The sequence below is a fragment of the Georgenia sp. TF02-10 genome, from assembly GCF_022759505.1.
Taxonomy (GTDB): Bacteria; Actinomycetota; Actinomycetes; order Actinomycetales; family Actinomycetaceae; genus TF02-10.
In genome coordinates, this window is record NZ_CP094289.1 from 2,979,620 (window position 1) to 2,997,447 (window position 17,828).

The following is a 17,828-nucleotide window of genomic DNA, read 5'->3' on the forward strand; positions in this document are numbered from 1 at the left end:
CCAGACCCGAGGACACCATGAGCACCCAGCCGACCCTGCCCCTCGCTGATGCGGCGGAGCCCGCCGCGGACGCCGCCCCGCCCCGGACCGAGCCGGCGGTAGAGCCCGACGCGGACCTGGCGGAGACCACCTCCGCCGCGTCCCTGGCCCGGACCCGGCAGCGGAGCGAGGAGATCGAGGCGGCGATCGCCCGCGACCCCAGCGGCTTCCGGGTCCTGACCGGGGACCGGCCGACCGGGAACCTGCACCTGGGCCACTACTTCGGCTCGCTGCGCAACCGGGTCCGGCTGCAGCAGGCCGGCGTGGAGACCATGGTCCTGGTGGCCGACTACCAGGTCATCACCGACCGGGACGGCGTGGGCCCCATCCGCGAGCGCGTGCTCTCCCTCGTGGCGGACTACCTGGCCGTCGGCATCGACCCGGAGCGCGCGACGATCTTCACCCACTCCGCCGTGCCGGCGCTGAACCAGCTCATGCTGCCGTTCCTCAGCGTCGTCACCGAGTCCGAGCTGCGCCGCAACCCCACGGTCAAGGCCGAGCTCGAGGCCAGCGGGGACCGGCCGATGTCCGGGCTCCTGCTGACCTACCCGGTGCACCAGGCCGCCGACATCCTCTTCTGCAAGGCCAACCTCGTCCCGGTCGGCAAGGACCAGCTGCCGCACCTAGAGCAGACCCGCGTCATCGCCCGCCGGTTCGACGAGCGGTACGGCCGGGCCGGCGACGGCACACAGCCGGTGTTCCCGCGCCCCGAGGCGCTGCTGTCCAGCGCCCCCAACGTGCTGGGCACGGACGGACAGAAGATGAGCAAGTCCCGCGGCAACGCCATCGAGATCGCCATGGACGCCGACACCACCGCGCGGCTCATCAAGCGGGCGGTCACCGACTCCGACCGGCACATCACCTACGAGCCCGAGCGCCGCCCGGCGGTGGCCAACCTCGTCCTGCTCACCGCCCTGGCCACGGACCGGGCACCGGAGGACGTCGCCGCCGAGCTCGGCGACGCCGGCGGGGCGGGCCTGAAGCGGGCGGCCACCGAGGCGGTCAACGAGCTCCTCGCCCCGGTCCGGGCCCGGCGCGCCGAGGTCGCCGCCGACCCGGCCTACCTCCTGCAGGTCCTGCGCACGGGCAACGACCGCGCGAACGCGATCGCCGACGCCACCCTCGCCGAGGTCCGCCAGGCGATGCAGATGGTCTACTGACGAAGCACCGCCGATGCCGCGCCGGTGCACCGGTTGGCGGTTCGCAACTGGACCCGTGATTCTCCCCGCCATAACCAACCTTCTTCACTACTCGGCCAGCGGCTCGCCGGCGCCGTCGGAAGGGTCGGGCCTGACTGCCGCCACAGCGCGCAGGGAGAGTAGGTCGATACCGACGAGTTGATCGATGAGTGTCATCGGGCGACCGAAGGCGCCCGCTCCGATACCTCACGTGCCCTCCCTCGCGCGTCGCCCGCACCATGTCGAGCCGACCCCACAAGGGCGGACGGCGCCCGTGGTCAATCGATGCCCACCAATACTTGCCATCATGGAAAGCGATGTCTATGGTTTCCGTCATGGAAAGTTCCCGGCAGATCCCCGTCCCAGTCTCACCCGCCGACGCCCGCACCTCGTTGGCGTCCCTGCAGGACGCCAACCGAGCTCTCGCCGACCACCTCCCGACGCCCTGGTGGTACCACCCGGGAACCGGCCTTGCCGAGGCCCTCATCGTCTCCGCGCTGGCCCTGCCCGGTGCGTGGCCGGTCGCCGCCGTCGTGGTGGCGCTCGCACTGGTTGCCGTGCTCGTGGCCGCGTGGAGGCACCGCAGCGGCGTGGGGATGAGCAGCCGATACAGCGCTCTGGCGTGGCCGTGGCTCGTCGCCCTGGCCGTCATGCTCCTCGCGGGGCTCGCCGTAGCCATCCTGGTCGAGAACGCGATGGCGACGTACGTGGCCGCGGGCGCTGTCCTCGTCCTCACCACGGTCCTGGGTCGGCTCGGTGACAACGCCCTGCGTCGGCGCCTACGCGCGCGGGAGCACTGAGGCGGGTGAAGCCGCGTTTCGACGAGATCGTCCACGCCCCCAACCGACTGAAGATCTGCTCCTTGCTCACCACCGCCGGGTCGGCCGAGTTCTCCACTATCCGGGACGTGCTCGGCGTCGCAGACTCCGTGACGAGCAAGCAGCTCAAGGTCCTCGCAGACGCCGGGTACATCCGCCTTACCAAGCGCACCGGCGCCGGGGGTCGCGCCAAGACGTGGGCCACCCTGACCGGCGAAGGCCGGTCAGCGTTCGAGGGCCACCTCGCGATGCTCCAGCAGCTGGCCGCCGAGGCCGCCCGAGCGCCGGGCTGAGGGCGGCCGACACCGCTGGTCTGCAGGTTGACCGCCGTCACGGCAACCGGTGCGGGCGGCGCCGCTGCCCGGGGGCGAAACGGGCCGGGCGACCGGTCAGCTGCTCCCCGGTAAGAAGGTGGCGCTGGTTGCAGCTCCACTCCAGCACCTCGTCCATTCGCAGGTGCTCGTAGCCGACGCGGACGCCTTTGACGGAGCCGAATACTCCTCTTGGTCCTGATTCCGGCCCAACCAGGGCGAGCCGTCCTACGTAGCCTGGAACCCGTGAGCGCGGACATCCTCATCCTCACCGGCCCCCCGGGATCCGGGAAGTCGAGGACCGCTCGTGCGCTCGCCTCGACGTACCCGCGATCGGTCCACCTGCACACGGACGACTTCTGGCACGTCATCGTCTCGGGCGCGATCCCGCCCTACCGCCCAGAGTCCGAGGACCAGAACCACACCGTCATGCGCGTCATCCAGCGCGCGGCGGCCGCGTACGCGGCAGGCGGGTTCGTCACCGTCGTCGACGGTGTCGTCGGCCCGTGGATGCTCGACCACTTCCGACGTGCCGCCGGCGAGGACGCCGCGCGCCTCCACTACGTGGTGCTCCGACCGTCCCGCGAGGAAGCGCTCCGCCGGGCCCAGCACCGGACAGGACCGGACGCGCTCGTGGACGAAGAACCGATCCTCTCGCTCTGGGACCAGTTCTCCGACCTCGGCCGCCTGGAGCGGCACGTCATCGACTCCACCCACCAGGAACCCGCCGAGACCCTGCGGTGCGTGCAGGAGGCCGTCGCGAGCAACGCCTTCGTCCTGGAGGCAGGACCGCGCGGGTGAGCCGTCAGTGCTCCCCGCCGGCCGCGACCAGCCCCAGCTCGGTGTACTCCGCCAGCCCGGGGTGCTGCGGCACCACCCGGACGGTGTAGCCGAACGGCCCGGCCAGGTCCATGGTGTAGGAGCCGGTGAAGGCGTACCGGCCCCCCTCGAGCGTCTGGGCCAGGGACAGCGGGCGGACCTGGAAGTCGGTGAGCTCGTCGCGGTCGTCCGCCCGGCCGGCGACCAGCTGGACCTCCACGTCCTCCGGGCCGAGCTCGCCGAGGGAGACGTAGACGGCCACCTCGATCCGGTCGCCGACGTTGACGACGTCGGCCACCCCCTGCGCCTCGACGTGGTCCACCCGCACGCCCGGCCAGGCCTGCCGCACCCGGGCCTTCCAGCCGGCCAGCTCCCGGGCGCCGTCGTGGCCGCCGCCGTCCAGCATCCGCACCCCGCGGGCGACCGGGGTGTACAGCCGGCCGACGTACTCCCGGACCATCCGGGTGGCCTGCACCTTGGGGCCGAGGGTGGCCAGGGTGTGCCGCACCATCTCCATCCAGCGCTGCGGGACGCCGTCGGCGTCACGGTCGTAGAACCGCGGGGCCACGACCTCCTCGATGAGGTCGTACAGGGCGGCGGCCTCGAGCCGGTCCCGCTCGGCCTGGTCGGTCACGCCGTCGGCGGTCGGGATCGCCCAGCCGTTGCGCCCGTCGTACCACTCGTCCCACCAGCCGTCCCGGATGGAGAGGTTGAGGGCACCGTTGAGCGCGCCCTTCATCCCCGAGGTGCCGGAGGCCTCCAGCGGCCGCAGCGGGTTGTTCAGCCAGACGTCGCAGCCCGGCATGAGGGTCTGCGCCATCGCGATGTCGTAGTTGGGCAGGAAGACGATCCGCTCGCGCACCGCCGGGTTGTCGGCGAACTGCACGAGCCGCTGGATCAGGCCGACGCCGAGCTCGTCGTCGGGGTGGGACTTGCCGGCGACGACGATCTGGACCGGGCGCTCGGGGTCGGTGAGCAGCCGGGTGAGCCGGTCGGGGTCGGAGAGCATCAGGGTCAGCCGCTTGTAGGTCGGCACCCGCCGGGCGAAGCCGATCGTCAGCACGTCCGGGTCCAGGACGTGCTCGGTCCAGCCGAGCTCGGCCGGGGAGGCGCCGCGGTCCAGCCAGGACTGGCGCACCCGGGCCCGCGCGGACCGGACCAGGTTGCCGCGCAGCGCGCGCCGCACGGCCCACAGCTCACCGTCCGGCACCCCGCCCTGCTCGGCCGGCAGCAGCCAGCCCTCGCCGGTGGCGCGCTGCTCCTCGGTGAGGCGGGCGGCGGCCACCGCGGCGAAGGCCGGGTCGGTCCAGGTGTCCCCGTGCACCCCGTTGGTCACCGAGGTGATCGGCACCTCGGAGGCGTCGAACCCGGGCCAGAGCGGGTGGAACATCTCCCGGGAGACCTGCCCGTGCAGCCGGGCGACGCCGTTGGCCCGCTTGGAGGTGCGCAGCCCGAGGACGGCCATGTTGAAGCAGCCCGGGTCCCCGCCGGGGTAGTCCTCGCTGCCGAGGGCGAGCACCTTCTCCAGCGGGACGCCGGGGAGCTCCGCCCCGCCGCCGAAGTACTGCGCGACGAGGTCCTTGCCGTACCGGCTGATGCCGGCCGGCACCGGGGTGTGGGTGGTGAAGACGGTGCCGGCCTTGACCGCCTCCAGCGCGGCGTCGAAGTCCAGGCCCTCGGCCGCGACGAGCTCGCGGATCCGCTCCACGGCGAGGAACCCGGCATGGCCCTCGTTGCAGTGGTAGACCTCCGGCTCCGGGGCGCCGGTGAGCCGGCTGTACAGCCGCACGGCCTTGACCCCGCCCATGCCCAGCAGCAGCTCCTGCTGCAGCCGGTGCTCGGCGGAGCCGCCGTAGAGGCGGTCGGTCACCCGGCGCATGGCCTCGTCGTTGTCGCCGATGTTGGAGTCCAGCAGCAGCAGCGGCACCCGGCCGACCTGTGCCAGCCACACCTGGGCGTGCAGGGTGCTCCCGCCGGCCAGCGGCAGGTGCACCCGGGCGGGGGTGCCGTCGGGCTCCCGCAGCAGGGTCAGCGGCAGGTTGTTGGGGTCCAGCAGCGGGTAGGTCTCGTGCTGCCAGCCGTCCCGGGTCAGGGACTGCTTGAAGTAGCCGGCGTCGTAGAAGAGCCCGACGCCGACCAGCGGCACGCCGAGGTCGGAGGCGGACTTCAGGTGGTCCCCGGCCAGGATGCCCAGGCCGCCGGAGTACTGGGGCAGCACGGCGGTGATGCCGTACTCGGCGGAGAAGTAGGCGACGGCGGCTGGCTTGTCCGGGTCGTCCAGCTCGCGCTGGTACCAGCGCGGCTCGGTGAGGTAGCGCTGGAGGTCCTCCGCCAGCTCGCGCACCTGCGCCACCAGCGCGCGGTCCTCGCCGAGCTGGCGGAGCCGGCGCGGGGCGAGGGAGCCGAGGAGCGCGACCGGGTCCTGGTCCACCGCCCGCCACAGCGCGGGGTCGAGGGAGGCGAAGAGGTCGCGGGTCGGGGCGTGCCAGGACCACCGCAGGTTCAGGGCGAGGGTGTCCAGCGGCGCCAGCGGCTCGGGCAGGACGGTGCGGACGGTGAATCGGCGGATGGCTCTCACCCGGCCGAGTCTAGGGTGCGGCTGAAAGTGTTGCCGCAAAGCTGCAGACGGGCCGGCGGCGGGTCCGCCGGGCGGGCGGCGCGGGCTGTTCCGGTCGGGCCGACGGCGGCCGGGCGGGCCGACGGCGGCCGGTCGGGCCGACGGCGGCCGGGCGGGCCGACGGCGGCCGGGCCGGACCCGCTCCGGGCGGTGCCGCCGTCGTGCCGCCGGCACGTCGGAGCCCCGCCGGGCCTGCGGCGTGGGCGGCGCCGCCCACGCCGCGCGGCTGACAAGCCGGGCCCGCCCGTCCCCGCTAGGTTCGGGGCGTGAGCACAGCCGAGTCGCAGAACGCCGCGCCGACCGCCGTCGCCGGCCCCGACACCCCCCGGCCCGCCCCCTTCGCCCCGGTCGGCCGCATCCCGGTCGTCGAGGTCTCCCCCGTGCTCGAGGACGGGCGGTGGCCGGCCAAGGGCACCGTCGGGGAGGCGTTCCCGGTCCGGGCCACCGTCTTCCGCGAGGGCCACGACGCCGTCGCCGCGACCGCCGTGCTCGTCGCCCCCGACGGCACCGACCACTCCTGGGCGCCCATGGTGGACATCGCCCCGGGGCTGGACCGCTACGAGGCCTGGCTCGTCCCGGACGCGCCGGGCGACTGGGGCTTCCGGGTGGAGGGCTGGTCCGACCCGTACGGCACCTGGTCCCACGACGCGACGGTCAAGGTCGACGCCGGGGTGGACGTGGACCTCATGCTCACCGAGGGCGCCCTCCTCCTCGAGCGCGCCGCGGCCCGGGACCTGCCCTTCGACGCCGCCCAGGTGCTGCGGGACGCCGTCGCCGCACTGCGCGACGCCGACCGCCCCGCGCCGGCCCGCATCGCGGCCGCCACCGGCCCGGAGGTCCGCGCGGTGCTCGCCGCCCACCCGCTGCGGGACATGGTCTCCCCGGCCGCGACCTACCCGCTGGTGGTGCACCGCGAGCGGGCGCTCGTCGGGTCGTGGTACGAGATGTTCCCCCGCTCCGCCGGCGCCCGCCGCGGCGCCGACGGCGGGTGGGTCTCCGGGACGCTGAGCACGGCCGCGGCGGACCTGGACCGGATCGCCGGGATGGGCTTCGACGTCGTCTACCTCACCCCGGTGCACCCGATCGGCACCACCAACCGCAAGGGCCGCAACAACGCGCTGACCGCGCAGCCGGGCGACCCCGGCTCGCCCTACGGCATCGGCTCCGCCGAGGGCGGCCACGACGCGATCCACCCCGACCTGGGCACCTTCGCGGACTTCGACCACTTCGTCGCCCGGGCCCGGGAGCTGGGGATGGAGGTCGCCCTGGACGTCGCGCTGCAGGCCTCCCCCGACCACCCCTGGGTCACCGAGCACCCGGAGTGGTTCACCACCCGCGCCGACGGCACCATCGCCTACGCGGAGAACCCGCCGAAGAAGTACCAGGACATCTACCCGCTGAACTTCGACAACGACCCGGAGGGCATCTACGCCGCGGTGCGGGACGTCCTCGAGCTGTGGGTGGCGCACGGGGTCACCGCGTTCCGGGTGGACAACCCGCACACCAAGCCGCTGCCGTTCTGGCAGCGGCTGCTGGCGGAGTTCCACGAGCGCCACCCCGAGGTGATCTTCCTCGCCGAGGCCTTCACCCGGCCGGCGATGATGCGCACCCTCGGCGCCATCGGCTTCCACCAGTCCTACACCTACTTCGCCTGGCGCACCGAGAAGCACGAGATCGGGGACTACCTGCGCGAGCTCGCCTACGAGACCGACGCGCGGCTGCGGCCCAGCTTCTGGCCCACCACCCACGACATCCTCACCCCGTACATGCAGCAGGGCGGGGCCGCCGCCTTCGCCATCCGGGCCGTGCTGGCCGCGACGGCGTCGCCGACCTGGGGCATCTACTCCGGCTACGAGCTGGTCGAGCACGTCGCCCGGCCGGGCGCCGAGGAGCAGGTGGACAACGAGAAGTACGAGTACAAGGAGCGCGACTTCGGCCGGGCCGGCGCCGTCGGCATCACCAGCCTGCTCACCGCCCTGAACGCGGTGCGCCGGGCGCACCCGGCGCTGCAGCGGCTGCGCAACGTCACCGTCCACCCCACCAGCGACGACGCCACCCTGTGCTTCTCCAAGCGGGTGCCCGCCGAGCACTCCCCCACCGGGGCGGCGGACACGGTCGTCGTCGTGATCAACCTCGACCCCTACACCACCCGGGACTCCATGGTGTACCTCGACCTGCCCGCCCTGGGCGTCGCGCCCGTCCCCGACCCGGCCACCCCCGTGATGGCGGTGACGGACGAGCTGAGCGGGGAGACCTACCACTGGGGGGCGCACGCCTTCGTCCGGCTCGACCCGCACGGCCGCTGCGCGCACGTGCTCGACGTGAGGGCCCTGTGACCGCCGCGCCCGTCCCGGCCGCGGCGCTGCCCGCGCCGGTGGAGCCCACCGCCCAGCTCGACGCCGACGAGCGCCCCGGGCTGACCGAGGACCCCCAGTGGTACCGCACCGCCGTCTTCTACGAGGTGCTGCTGCGGGCCTTCGCCGACTCCGGGGACTCCGGCACCGGGAACCTGCGCGGCCTCATCGAGCGGCTGGACTACCTGCAGTGGCTCGGGGTGGACTGCCTGTGGCTGCCGCCGTTCTACCCCTCCCCGCTGCGCGACGGCGGCTACGACGTCTCCGACTACATCTCCGTCGCGCCGGAGTACGGCACGATGGAGGACTTCCACGAGCTGATGCGGGAGGCCCACGCCCGCGGCATGCGGATCGTCATCGACCTGGTGATGAACCACACCAGCGACCAGCACCCGTGGTTCCAGTCCTCCCGGTCCAACCCGGACGGCCCGTACGGGGACTTCTACGTCTGGACCGACGACGCCACCCGCTACCAGGACGCCCGGGTCATCTTCGTCGACACCGAGACCTCCAACTGGACGTTCGACCCGGTCCGCCGGCAGTACTTCTGGCACCGCTTCTTCTCCCACCAGCCGGACCTGAACTTCGAGAACCCGGCGGTGCGCGAGGCGATGTTCGACGTCGTCCGGTTCTGGTGCCGGGTCGGGGTGGACGGCTTCCGGCTCGACGCCGTGCCGTACCTGTTCGAGGCCGAGGGCACGAGCTGCGAGAACCTGCCCCGCACCCACGAGTTCCTCGCCGACCTCCGGGCGATGGTGGACGCGGAGTTCCCCGGCAAGGTGCTCATCGCCGAGGCGAACCAGTGGCCCGAGGACGTGGTGGAGTACTACGGCACCGAGGAGCGCCCCGAGTGCCACATGTGCTTCCACTTCCCGGTCATGCCGCGGATCTACTACGCCCTGCGCGAGCAGCGGGCCCGGGCGGTGCGGGACATCCTGGCCGACACCCCGGCCATCCCGGCCGGGGCGCAGTGGGGCACGTTCCTGCGCAACCACGACGAGCTCACCCTGGAGATGGTCTCCACCGAGGAGCGCGCCGCCATGTACGGCTGGTACGCCGAGGACCCCCGGATGCGGGCCAATGTGGGGATCCGGCGCCGCCTCGCCCCGCTGCTGGGCAACTCCCGCGCCGAGCTGGAGCTCGCGCACGCCCTGCTGCTGTCCCTGCCGGGCTCGCCCTGCCTGTACTACGGCGACGAGATCGGCATGGGGGACAACATCTGGCTGCCCGACCGGGACGCGGTGCGCACCCCGATGCAGTGGACCCCCGACCGCAACGCCGGGTTCTCCACCGCCGACCCGGGCAAGCTCTACCTGCCGGTGGTGCAGTCCCTGATCAACCACTACGCCGCGGTCAACGTCGAGGCGCAGATCGCCCAGAAGACCTCCCTGCTGCACTGGGTGCGGGGGATCCTGGAGGTCCGGCGCCAGCACCCGGTCTTCGGCGACGGCGACTTCGTCCCGCTGCCGGTGGACAACGACGCCGTGCTCGCCTTCACCCGCAGCAACGCCCGGGAGACGGTGCTGTGCGTGACGAACATGGCCAACACCGCCCGCTCGGCGACGGTCCAGCTGCCCGACCACGCCGGGTACCACCTGACCGACGTCTTCGGCGGCGCCCGGTTCCCGGCGGTGCGCGCGGACGGCACGCTCGTCCTCACCCTGGGCTCCCGGGACTTCTTCTGGCTGGTGGTCACCCGGCCCGAGGACACCGACGCCGCCCCGCTGCTGGGCCTGCCCGCGCACGTGCCCCCCGCCCCGGCGGAGGAGGACGGGGCCGCGGGGCCCGACGACGCCGCCGGGCCGGGCGAGCCACGGCAGCGGCCGGAGAGCTACGCGGTGCCGACGGCGGGCACCGGGCCGCGGGCGCCGACCCTCCCGGGCACCCCGGCCCGGGGCATCCCGCTCAGCACGCCGCCCCGGGGCGTCCCGCTCGGCACCCCGCCGCGGGGTGTCCCGGTAGGCACCCCGGCCGCCGGCCTCCCCCTGGGCGACGGCGCCGGCGCGGGCGGTGCGGGCACCCCGCCGGCCGAGGTGGTCGACGGCGGCCGCGGCGACGACGGCCGCGGCGACGACGGCGGCCCCGCCTCCGCCCGGCCCGGCACCGCCCCCACCGCCGAGACACCGGAGTCGACCCCGTGACCCACCAGCACCTCCTCGCCGACCTCCTGCCCGCCTGGCTGCCCCGGCAGCGCTGGTACACCGGCAAGGGCACCACGCCCCGGCTGGCCCGGGTCGGCGAGCTCGCCCTGCCGGCGGCCGACCGCGCGGGGGCCACCGGCACCGAGGCCGCCGTCTGGCTGCTGCGGGACGACGGCGGCGCCGCACCGGTGCACTACCAGGTGCCGCTGACGTTCCGCCCCGAGCCCGCGCCGGACCTCGCCCACGCCCTCGTCGGGGTGACCGGCGCGGGGCGGCAGCGCCGGTGGGTGTACGACGGGTGCCACGACGAGGTCGGCGCCGCCGCGCTGCTCACCGCCATCACCGGCGAGCAGGACCTGCTCGGGGAGCCGGCCGGCGTCGCCGCCCGGGGCCACCGGGCCGCCGGCGCGGCGCGCGCGGCGGTGCGCGAGGCGCGGGTGCTGCGCGGGGAGCAGTCCAACACCTCGGTCATCCTCGACACCGAGCCGGGGCCGGCGGTGATCCTCAAGGTCTTCCGGGTCCTCCACCCGGGCCGGAACCCGGACGTGGAGGTCCAGCAGGCGCTGGCCGCGGCGGGGTCCACCCGGGTGCCGCGGCCGGTCGGGGACCTCCTGGGCCGGTGGCCCGCCGTCGCCGTCGCCGGCGCGCCCGAGGGCGACGGCGAGGACCGCGGCAGCCCCGAGGGGCACCCCGTGGAGGGGCGCCCGGCCGAGGGTCGCCTCGCCGAAGGGCACCTCGCCGAGGGGCACCTCGCCGTCGCCCAGGAGTTCCTGCCCGGCGTCGCCGACGCCTGGCGGGTGGCGCTGACCGCGCTGGAGCAGGGCCAGGACTTCACCGACCGGGCCCGGGCGCTGGGCGCCGCCACCGCCGAGGTGCACGCCACCCTGGCCCGGGTCCTGCCCACCCGGGCGGCGGGCGCGGCGGAGCGGGCCGGCGCCCTGGCCACCTGGTCGGGCCGCTTCGCCGAGGCCGTCCGGTACGCCCCCGCCCTGGCCGCCCGGGAGGCCGAGGTGGACGCGGTGCTGCGGGCCGGCGCGCAGGCCCGGTGGCCGGCGCTCCAGCGCATCCACGGCGACTACCACCTGGGCCAGGTCCTCGACGTCCCCGGCCGGGGCTGGGTGGTGCTGGACTTCGAGGGCGAGCCGCTGCGGCCCCTGGCCGAGCGCACCGCCCCGGACCTGCCCGAGCGGGACGTCGCCGGCATGCTCCGCTCCTTCGACTACGCCGCCGCGTCCGTCCCGGGCGCGGACCCCGCGTGGGCGCCGGCGGCGCGCTCGGCCTTCCTGGACGGGTACGCGGCGGAGGCCGGCACGGACCCGCGCGCGGTGCCGGAGCTGCTGCGGGCGCTGGAGCTGGACAAGGCGCTGTACGAGACGGTGTACGAGGCGCGCAACCGCCCGGACTGGCTGCCGCTGCCGCTGGCCGCGGTCGACCGGCTGCTGGCCAGCCCGCTGGAGCCGCGCGAGCGGGGAGTGGATGGAAGAGTGGAGCGCATGAAGCACACCAGCCCCGAGCGGACCGGCGGGCCGGGACCGGACGCACCGCGCACGCCGGCAGCCCCGGCCGACCCGACCGCCCCGCCGAACCCCCCGGCCGACGGCGACCCGACCGCCACGCCGGCACCGCCGGCCGGCGGCGGCCCCGCCACCACCCCGGCCCCGGCCGCCGGCGCCCAGGCGCGGGCGACGCCGGCGCCGGTCGACCCCGACACCCTGCACGCCGTCGCCTACGGCACCTACCACGACCCGCACACGGTCCTCGGCGCCCACCCGGGCCCCGACGGGGTCACCGTCCGCACCGTGCGGCACCTGGCGGACGCCGTCGCCGTCGTCACCGCCGACGGCACCTACCCGGCCACCCACGAGCACGACGGCGTGTGGGTGGCGGTGCTGCCCGGCAGCGAGCCGGTCGACTACCGGGTGCGGGTGACCTACGGCGCGACCACCACCACGGTGGACGACCCCTACCGGTTCCTGCCCACGCTGGGCGACCTCGACCAGCACCTCATCGGCGAGGGCCGGCACGAGGAGCTGTGGCGGGTCCTCGGCGCCCACGTGCGCCGGTTCCCCGGCGAGCTGGGCGAGGTCACCGGGGTGGCGTTCGCGGTCTGGGCGCCGAACGCCCGGGCGGTGCGCGTCGTCGGGGACTTCAACGCCTGGAACGGCACGGGCAGCGCCATGCGCTCGCTCGGCTCCTCCGGGGTGTGGGAGCTGTTCGTGCCGGGCATCGGCGCCGGCGAGCGGTACAAGTTCGAGATCGGCTACAGGGACGGGTCCTGGCACCAGAAGGCCGACCCGATGGCCCGGGCCACCGAGGTGCCGCCGGCCACCGCGTCGGTGGTCGCCGAGTCCACCCACACCTGGGCGGACGAGGCGTGGCTGGCGGCCCGGGCCGAGCGGGACCCGCACACCGGGCCGATGAGCGTCTACGAGGTCCACCTCGCCTCGTGGCGGCCGGGGCTGAGCTACCGCGAGCTCGCCGAGCAGCTCGTCGCCTACGTCCGCGACCTCGGCTTCACCCACGTCGAGCTCATGCCGGTGGCCGAGCACCCCTTCGGCGGGTCCTGGGGCTACCAGGTCACCTCCTACTACGCCCCCACCGCCCGGCTGGGCACCCCGGACGACTTCCGCTACCTGGTCGACCGCCTGCACCAGGCCGGCATCGGCGTGATCGTCGACTGGGTGCCCGCGCACTTCCCCAAGGACGCCTGGGCGCTGGCCCGGTTCGACGGCACCCCCCTGTACGAGGACCCCGACCCGCTCCGCGGGGACCACCCGGACTGGGGCACCCACGTGTTCAACTTCGGCCGCCGCGAGGTGCGCAACTTCCTCGTCGCCAACGCCGTGTACTGGCTCGAGGAGTTCCACGTCGACGGGCTGCGGGTGGACGCCGTCGCCTCCATGCTCTACCTGGACTACTCCCGCCAGCCCGGCCAGTGGCGGCCCAACGCCCGCGGCGGGCGGGAGAACCTGGAGGCGATCAGCTTCCTGCAGGAGGCCAACGCCACCGCCTACCGCAAGGTCCCCGGCATCGTGATGATCGCCGAGGAGTCCACCGCCTGGCCGGGCGTGACGGCCCCCACCTCCGCCGGCGGCCTGGGCTTCGGGCTGAAGTGGAACATGGGCTGGATGAACGACACCCTGCGCTACCTGGCCGAGGAGCCGATCAACCGCCGCTACCACCACGGCGAGCTCACCTTCTCCCTCGTCTACGCCTTCTCCGAGCAGTTCGTCCTGCCGCTCAGCCACGACGAGGTCGTGCACGGCAAGGGGTCCCTGCTGGCGAAGATGCCCGGGGACTACTGGCAGCAGCTCGCCGGCGTGCGCGCGCTGCTGGCCTACCAGTGGTCCCACCCCGGCAAGCAGCTGCTGTTCATGGGCCAGGAGTTCGCCCAGGGCGGGGAGTGGGACGAGTCCCGCGGCCTGGACTGGTGGCACACCGACGTCCCCGAGCACCAGGGCGTCACCGCCCTGGTGAAGGACCTCAACCGGGTCTACCGGGAGCGGCCGGCGCTGTGGTCGGAGGACTTCAGCCACCGCGGGTTCGAGTGGATCGAGTCCACCGACGGCGACCACAACGTCATCTCCTACCTGCGCCGCAGCCGCGACGGCGAGGACGTCGTGGTGTGCGTGGTCAACTTCGCCGGCACCCCGCACGAGGGTTACCGGGTGGGCCTGCCGGCGGGCGGGGAGTGGCTGGAGATCCTCAACACCGACGCCACCGAGTACGGCGGGTCCGGGGTGGGCAACCTCGGCTCGGTCACCGCCGAGCCGGTGGCCTGGAACGGCCGCGACCACTCGGTCAGCCTGCGGGTCCCGCCGCTGGGCGCGGTCTTCCTGGTGCCGGCGCGCTGAGCCGGCCGACGGCGGCCGGCCGGGCGGGGGGCCGGCCTCCGTGGCCCGTGGCCCGCTCGATCCGGGCGACGGCGGCCGGCCGGCGCGACGTCGGGGTGCTCGTGGCCCGCTCCATCCTGGCGACGGCGGCCGGCCGGGCCCGGCGACGGCGGACGGCCCGCCGGCCCGCCTGGGCGGTCCGCCCAGCCCGGCTCAGTAGAGCAGCGAGGTCAGTCGGCGGCGGGCCGGCGCGACGTCGGGGTGCTCGTTGCCGGCGATCTCGAAGAGCTCGACGAGCCGGCGGCGCACGGTCTCCCGGTCCTCCCCCGCGGTCGCCGCGACCGCGCCGAGGAGCCGGTCGAACGCCGCGTCGAACCGGCCCGCGGCGGCCTCGACGTCGGCGGCGGCCAGCTGGATGTCGACGTCGCCGGGGGCGGCCGCGGCGGCCTCGGTCAGCACGGTCCGCGGGTCGCGGGCCTCGACCCGCGCCATGAGCCGGACCTGCAGCAGCGCGGCGTGGGCGTCGGCGTCTCCGGGGTTCTGCTTCAGGGCCCGGGTATAGGCGTCCTCGGCGGCGGCGAGGTCCCCGCGCTCGATCGCCGCCAGCGCCTCGGCGTGCAGCGGCGGCAGCTCGGGCTCCGCGGGGGCCGCCTCGGCGTCGGCCTCGTCCTCCTCCGAACCCGCCATGACCCCGGTGATGCCGTTCTGGGCGGCCACCCGGAGCACCTCGTCCAGGACCTGGCGCAGCTGCGCCTCGGGGTAGACGCCCTGGAAGAGCGGGATCGGCTGCCCGGCGACCACGGCGATGACCGTCGGCACCGACTGCACCTGCACGGCAGCGGCGATCTGCGGGCTGGCGTCCGCGTCGACCACGGCCAGCTGGAACCGGCCGCCGTAGTCCCGGGCGAGGGTCCGCAGCACGTCCGTCAGCTCCCCGCTGGCGGGCGACCGGGGCGAGGTGAGCACGAGCACCACCGGGACCTGGGTCGAGCGCTGCACGGCCTCCCCGAACGTGGCCTCGGTGACGTCGACGACGACGGGGCCGGGGACCGTGCCGCCCTCGGCCGGGGCGCCGGGGCCGTTGGGCGGGGCGGCGGCCGGGCGGGCGAGGCTGGAGAGGTCGACGGCGCCGTAGAGGTTGATCGGGGGCGTGGGCTGGCTCATCGTGGTCCTTCGGTGCGGTGCGTGGTCCGTCGGTGGGTGCGTGGTCCGTCGGTGGTGGGGTGACCGGTCAGGTCTCGGCGGGCGCGTCGTCGTCGTCCCGGATGGCGCCGGTGTAGACGGCGCCGGCGCCGATGGGTTCCACGGTGCCGTCCTCCGCGCCTGCCGGCGGGACGTAGAAGGCGACCGTCGCCTCCCGGGTGAAGGTGGCGCTGCCGGGGATGGTGTCCGGGTCCTCCAGCAGGGCGCCGAGCTGGCCGCGGACGGAGAGCTCGGAGCCCGGGACGGTCTTCTTGATGACCGTCTGCAGGGCGAGCTCGCCCATGACGAACGCCCCGCCGTCGGCGGTGCCGAGGACGAGGGGGCCGTCGTCACCCGCCGCCGCCGTGGTCGAGGCCTCCCCCGCGCTCTCGACGCCCTCCTCGAGGGCGGTGGTCTCCTCGCTGACGAACTCGCGGAACCGGTCCTCCGCGAAGGTCACCGCCGTCTGACCGTCGGGGTCGTTGAGCTCCGCGGCGTAGGCGGCGACCACGTCGCGCGGGGTGGCGACCAGCCCCTCGGCCTCCGGCCCGAGCTGGGCCGACCCGCGGTCGGGGTGGATGAAGGCGGGGGTCTCGGCGTCCGGGAGCAGCCCGGCCCAGCCCCAGAGCTGGTACTGCGCACGGGGCTCGGCCTGCACCAGGGCGAGCACGAGCGGGAAGTTCGACCCCTCGGGGACCTGGGAGACGGCGATCACGACGCGCGGGAAGGCGTCGGTGGCGGCCACCGCCTCGAACTGGGTGTCGGTGGTGAGCGGGGCGGGGCCGTCCTGGCCCAGCGCCTCGGTGAGCCGGTACTCCGCGGCCCGGACCTCCAGCGCCGGCCCGGTGACCCGGGGCTTGAGCAGCTCCGGGTCGCGCGCCTCGTCCCCGGCGGCGAGGGTGGAGCCGATGTCGGCGAGGATGCGGTCCAGCCGCTCGTCGTCGAGCACCGGGGGCGGGGTGGCCGCGGCGGGCTCGGGGTCGGGTTCGGGGACCTCGGGCGCGCAGCCGGCCAGCAGGGCGGCCGCGGCCACGACGGCGACGGCGACCCGGCGCCTCGGACGGTGGCTCATCGCTGCTCCTCGCTCTCGTCGGCTCGCTGGGGGTCTGGGTCGGTCGACGGCGGGGCATCGGGCTGGTCGGGCGCCGCCGGGTCGGGTTGGCCGGTCGCCGCGGTGGTCGGCTGGGCGGTGGTCGCCCCGTCGGCCTGGCCGGACGTCGCGGTGGTCGGCTGGTCGGTGGCCGCCCCGTCGAGCTCGGCGGTCGCCGCGGCGTCGGGCTCGGCGGTCGTCGTGGTGACGGTCCCGGCGGGTGCCGTGGCGGCGCTCGTGGGCTCAAGATCCCGTGCCCGGCGGAACTCGGCGGCGCGGGTCGAGGCGGGGACGATGCCGGCGCCCCGGCTCGGTCCGGCCTCCCGCGGGCGGTCCGCAGAGCCCGAGCCGCCCGCGCCGACGGGCTGTGCGACGCTCGCACCGGTACGGGCGCCGTCGGCGTGGTCGTCCTGGCCGTCGTGGTCGGCGCGGGTCGGCCGGAGCTGGGCCGCGCGGCTGGTGGCCGGCACGATCCCCGCCCCACGGGCGGTCCCGGCGTCGTCGGTCGGCCGGACGGGCGCCGCGGGCACCTCCCCCGTCGCCGGCCGGCGGCCCCGGCCCGCGGCCGTCCGTTCCTGCTCGCGGCGCTCGCGCCGGGTGAGACCGGCCGAGGTCGCCGGCAGGACCGTGGTGGCGTCCTCACCCGCGGCGGCGCGCTCCGCGACGCGGGCGTCCCGGCGGCGCGTCTCGCGAACGGTCAGCACCTCGAGCGCGAGGAGAGCGAGCCCGGCGAGCAGGACCACCGCGCCGACGATGACGCCCGGCACGAGCCAGGGCGTGGTCACCTCGACCGGCCAGGTGAGCGAGACCCGCGGGGCCGGGCCGCTGCCGTCGGTGGCGGCGAGCAGGCTCCACCGTCCGGGCTGGTCGGTCCACGTGAGCTCGGCGGTGCCGGTGCCGTCCTGCTCCACGACCCAGAGGTCGGAGCCGGCGGGATTGGGCACGGTGGTGGCGGCGCCGTCCGCGGCGCCCTCGGTCGCCTCCGCGGTCGCATCCCCCTCGCCGTCGTCCGCGGCCGCCTCGCCGGCCTCGGTGCGCACGGTCAGCTCCTCCCAGGAGCTGAGCCCGGTGATGCGCGCGTGCGGATCCTCACCCACCCACGCCTCGACGTCCTCGGTCCGCCCGAGGGCCAGGACCACCGGCTCGTCGTCGTCGGCGCGAGCGGTGATCGTCACGTCGGGCGCGACGGCGTCCAGCACGCCGGCGTCGGTGATGACCACGGGGGTCTCCGACCGGGCGGGCATCGTGAGCGTGGCGGTGTCCGCGGGGCGCCAGACCGTCGCCGAGGCGATGGCCAGGGCGATGCCGACGGCACCGAGCACGACGAGCGCTACGGCGATGATCCGGCGTGTCACGTGGCTGGTGGTCCTCCTGCTCGGGATGCCCGCGCCGGGCATCGTCAACGCGCCAGGATACGGCCCCGTCCTGGGCGGCGCTCCCGGCGGT

General features: G+C 75.2%; 11 protein-coding genes. 7 read left to right on the forward strand and 4 right to left on the reverse strand.

Annotated elements, in window-relative coordinates; genetic code table 11:
- Positions 1–17 precede the first annotated feature (17 nt).
- From trpS to MF406_RS13440, 4 genes are all read left to right on the forward strand, one after another.
- Positions 18–1,199, forward strand: a complete 1,182-nt coding sequence (trpS, locus tag MF406_RS13425) for a tryptophan--tRNA ligase (RefSeq protein WP_242894669.1) — start codon at positions 18–20, stop codon at positions 1,197–1,199.
- Positions 1,200–1,552: 353 nt separating this feature from the next.
- Entirely contained in the window at positions 1,553–2,017 is a 465-nt protein-coding gene (locus MF406_RS13430) for a hypothetical protein (RefSeq protein ID WP_242894671.1), read from the forward strand.
- A 5-nt stretch (positions 2,018–2,022) separates the two neighbouring features.
- Positions 2,023–2,328 carry a transcriptional regulator gene (locus MF406_RS13435; protein WP_242894673.1) on the forward strand — a complete coding sequence of 102 codons (306 nt, stop codon included), beginning with the start codon at positions 2,023–2,025 and terminating at the stop codon, positions 2,326–2,328.
- Positions 2,329–2,592: 264 nt separating this feature from the next.
- Complete coding sequence (locus MF406_RS13440; RefSeq protein WP_242894681.1) at positions 2,593–3,147, forward strand: AAA family ATPase; 555 nt, start codon at positions 2,593–2,595, stop codon at positions 3,145–3,147.
- A 4-nt stretch (positions 3,148–3,151) separates the two neighbouring features.
- Here the strand turns inward: MF406_RS13440 and glgP are convergent, their stop codons facing one another.
- Positions 3,152–5,743: an alpha-glucan family phosphorylase gene (gene glgP / locus MF406_RS13445; RefSeq protein WP_242894683.1), complete on the reverse strand. Its 2,592-nt coding sequence runs from the start codon at positions 5,741–5,743 to the stop codon at positions 3,152–3,154.
- A gap of 305 nt (positions 5,744–6,048) precedes the next feature.
- Here glgP and MF406_RS13450 point away from each other — a divergent pair, with 305 nt between their 5' ends.
- From MF406_RS13450 to glgB, 3 genes are read left to right on the forward strand one after another with little or no spacing between them, the layout of a single operon-like run.
- Complete coding sequence (locus MF406_RS13450) at positions 6,049–8,118, forward strand: alpha-1,4-glucan--maltose-1-phosphate maltosyltransferase (RefSeq protein ID WP_305852957.1); 2,070 nt, start codon at positions 6,049–6,051, stop codon at positions 8,116–8,118.
- On the forward strand, positions 8,115–10,277 hold the full coding sequence (gene treS, locus MF406_RS13455; protein WP_371744500.1) for a maltose alpha-D-glucosyltransferase: 2,163 nt from the start codon (positions 8,115–8,117) through the stop codon (positions 10,275–10,277). The genes MF406_RS13450 and treS overlap by 4 nt, the downstream gene beginning before the upstream one ends.
- The gene (gene glgB, locus MF406_RS13460; RefSeq protein WP_242894685.1) at positions 10,274–14,131 is read left to right on the forward strand and encodes a 1,4-alpha-glucan branching protein GlgB; all 3,858 of its coding nucleotides are present in this window, start codon (positions 10,274–10,276) and stop codon (positions 14,129–14,131) included. Before treS ends, glgB begins: the two co-directional genes overlap by 4 nt.
- Before the next feature lie 192 nt (positions 14,132–14,323).
- Here glgB and MF406_RS13465 read toward each other — a convergent pair whose 3' ends face one another.
- The 3 genes from MF406_RS13465 to MF406_RS13475 all read right to left on the reverse strand — a co-directional run bounded on the left by MF406_RS13465 (position 14,324) and on the right by MF406_RS13475 (position 17,785).
- Entirely contained in the window at positions 14,324–15,274 is a 951-nt protein-coding gene (locus MF406_RS13465; RefSeq protein ID WP_242894687.1) for a tetratricopeptide repeat protein, read from the reverse strand.
- A 67-nt stretch (positions 15,275–15,341) separates the two neighbouring features.
- On the reverse strand, positions 15,342–16,364 hold the full coding sequence (locus MF406_RS13470) for a hypothetical protein (protein WP_242894689.1): 1,023 nt from the start codon (positions 16,362–16,364) through the stop codon (positions 15,342–15,344).
- The gene (locus tag MF406_RS13475; RefSeq protein WP_242894697.1) at positions 16,361–17,785 is read right to left on the reverse strand and encodes a hypothetical protein; all 1,425 of its coding nucleotides are present in this window, start codon (positions 17,783–17,785) and stop codon (positions 16,361–16,363) included. The genes MF406_RS13470 and MF406_RS13475 overlap by 4 nt, the downstream gene beginning before the upstream one ends.
- Positions 17,786–17,828: the final 43 nt, after the last annotated feature.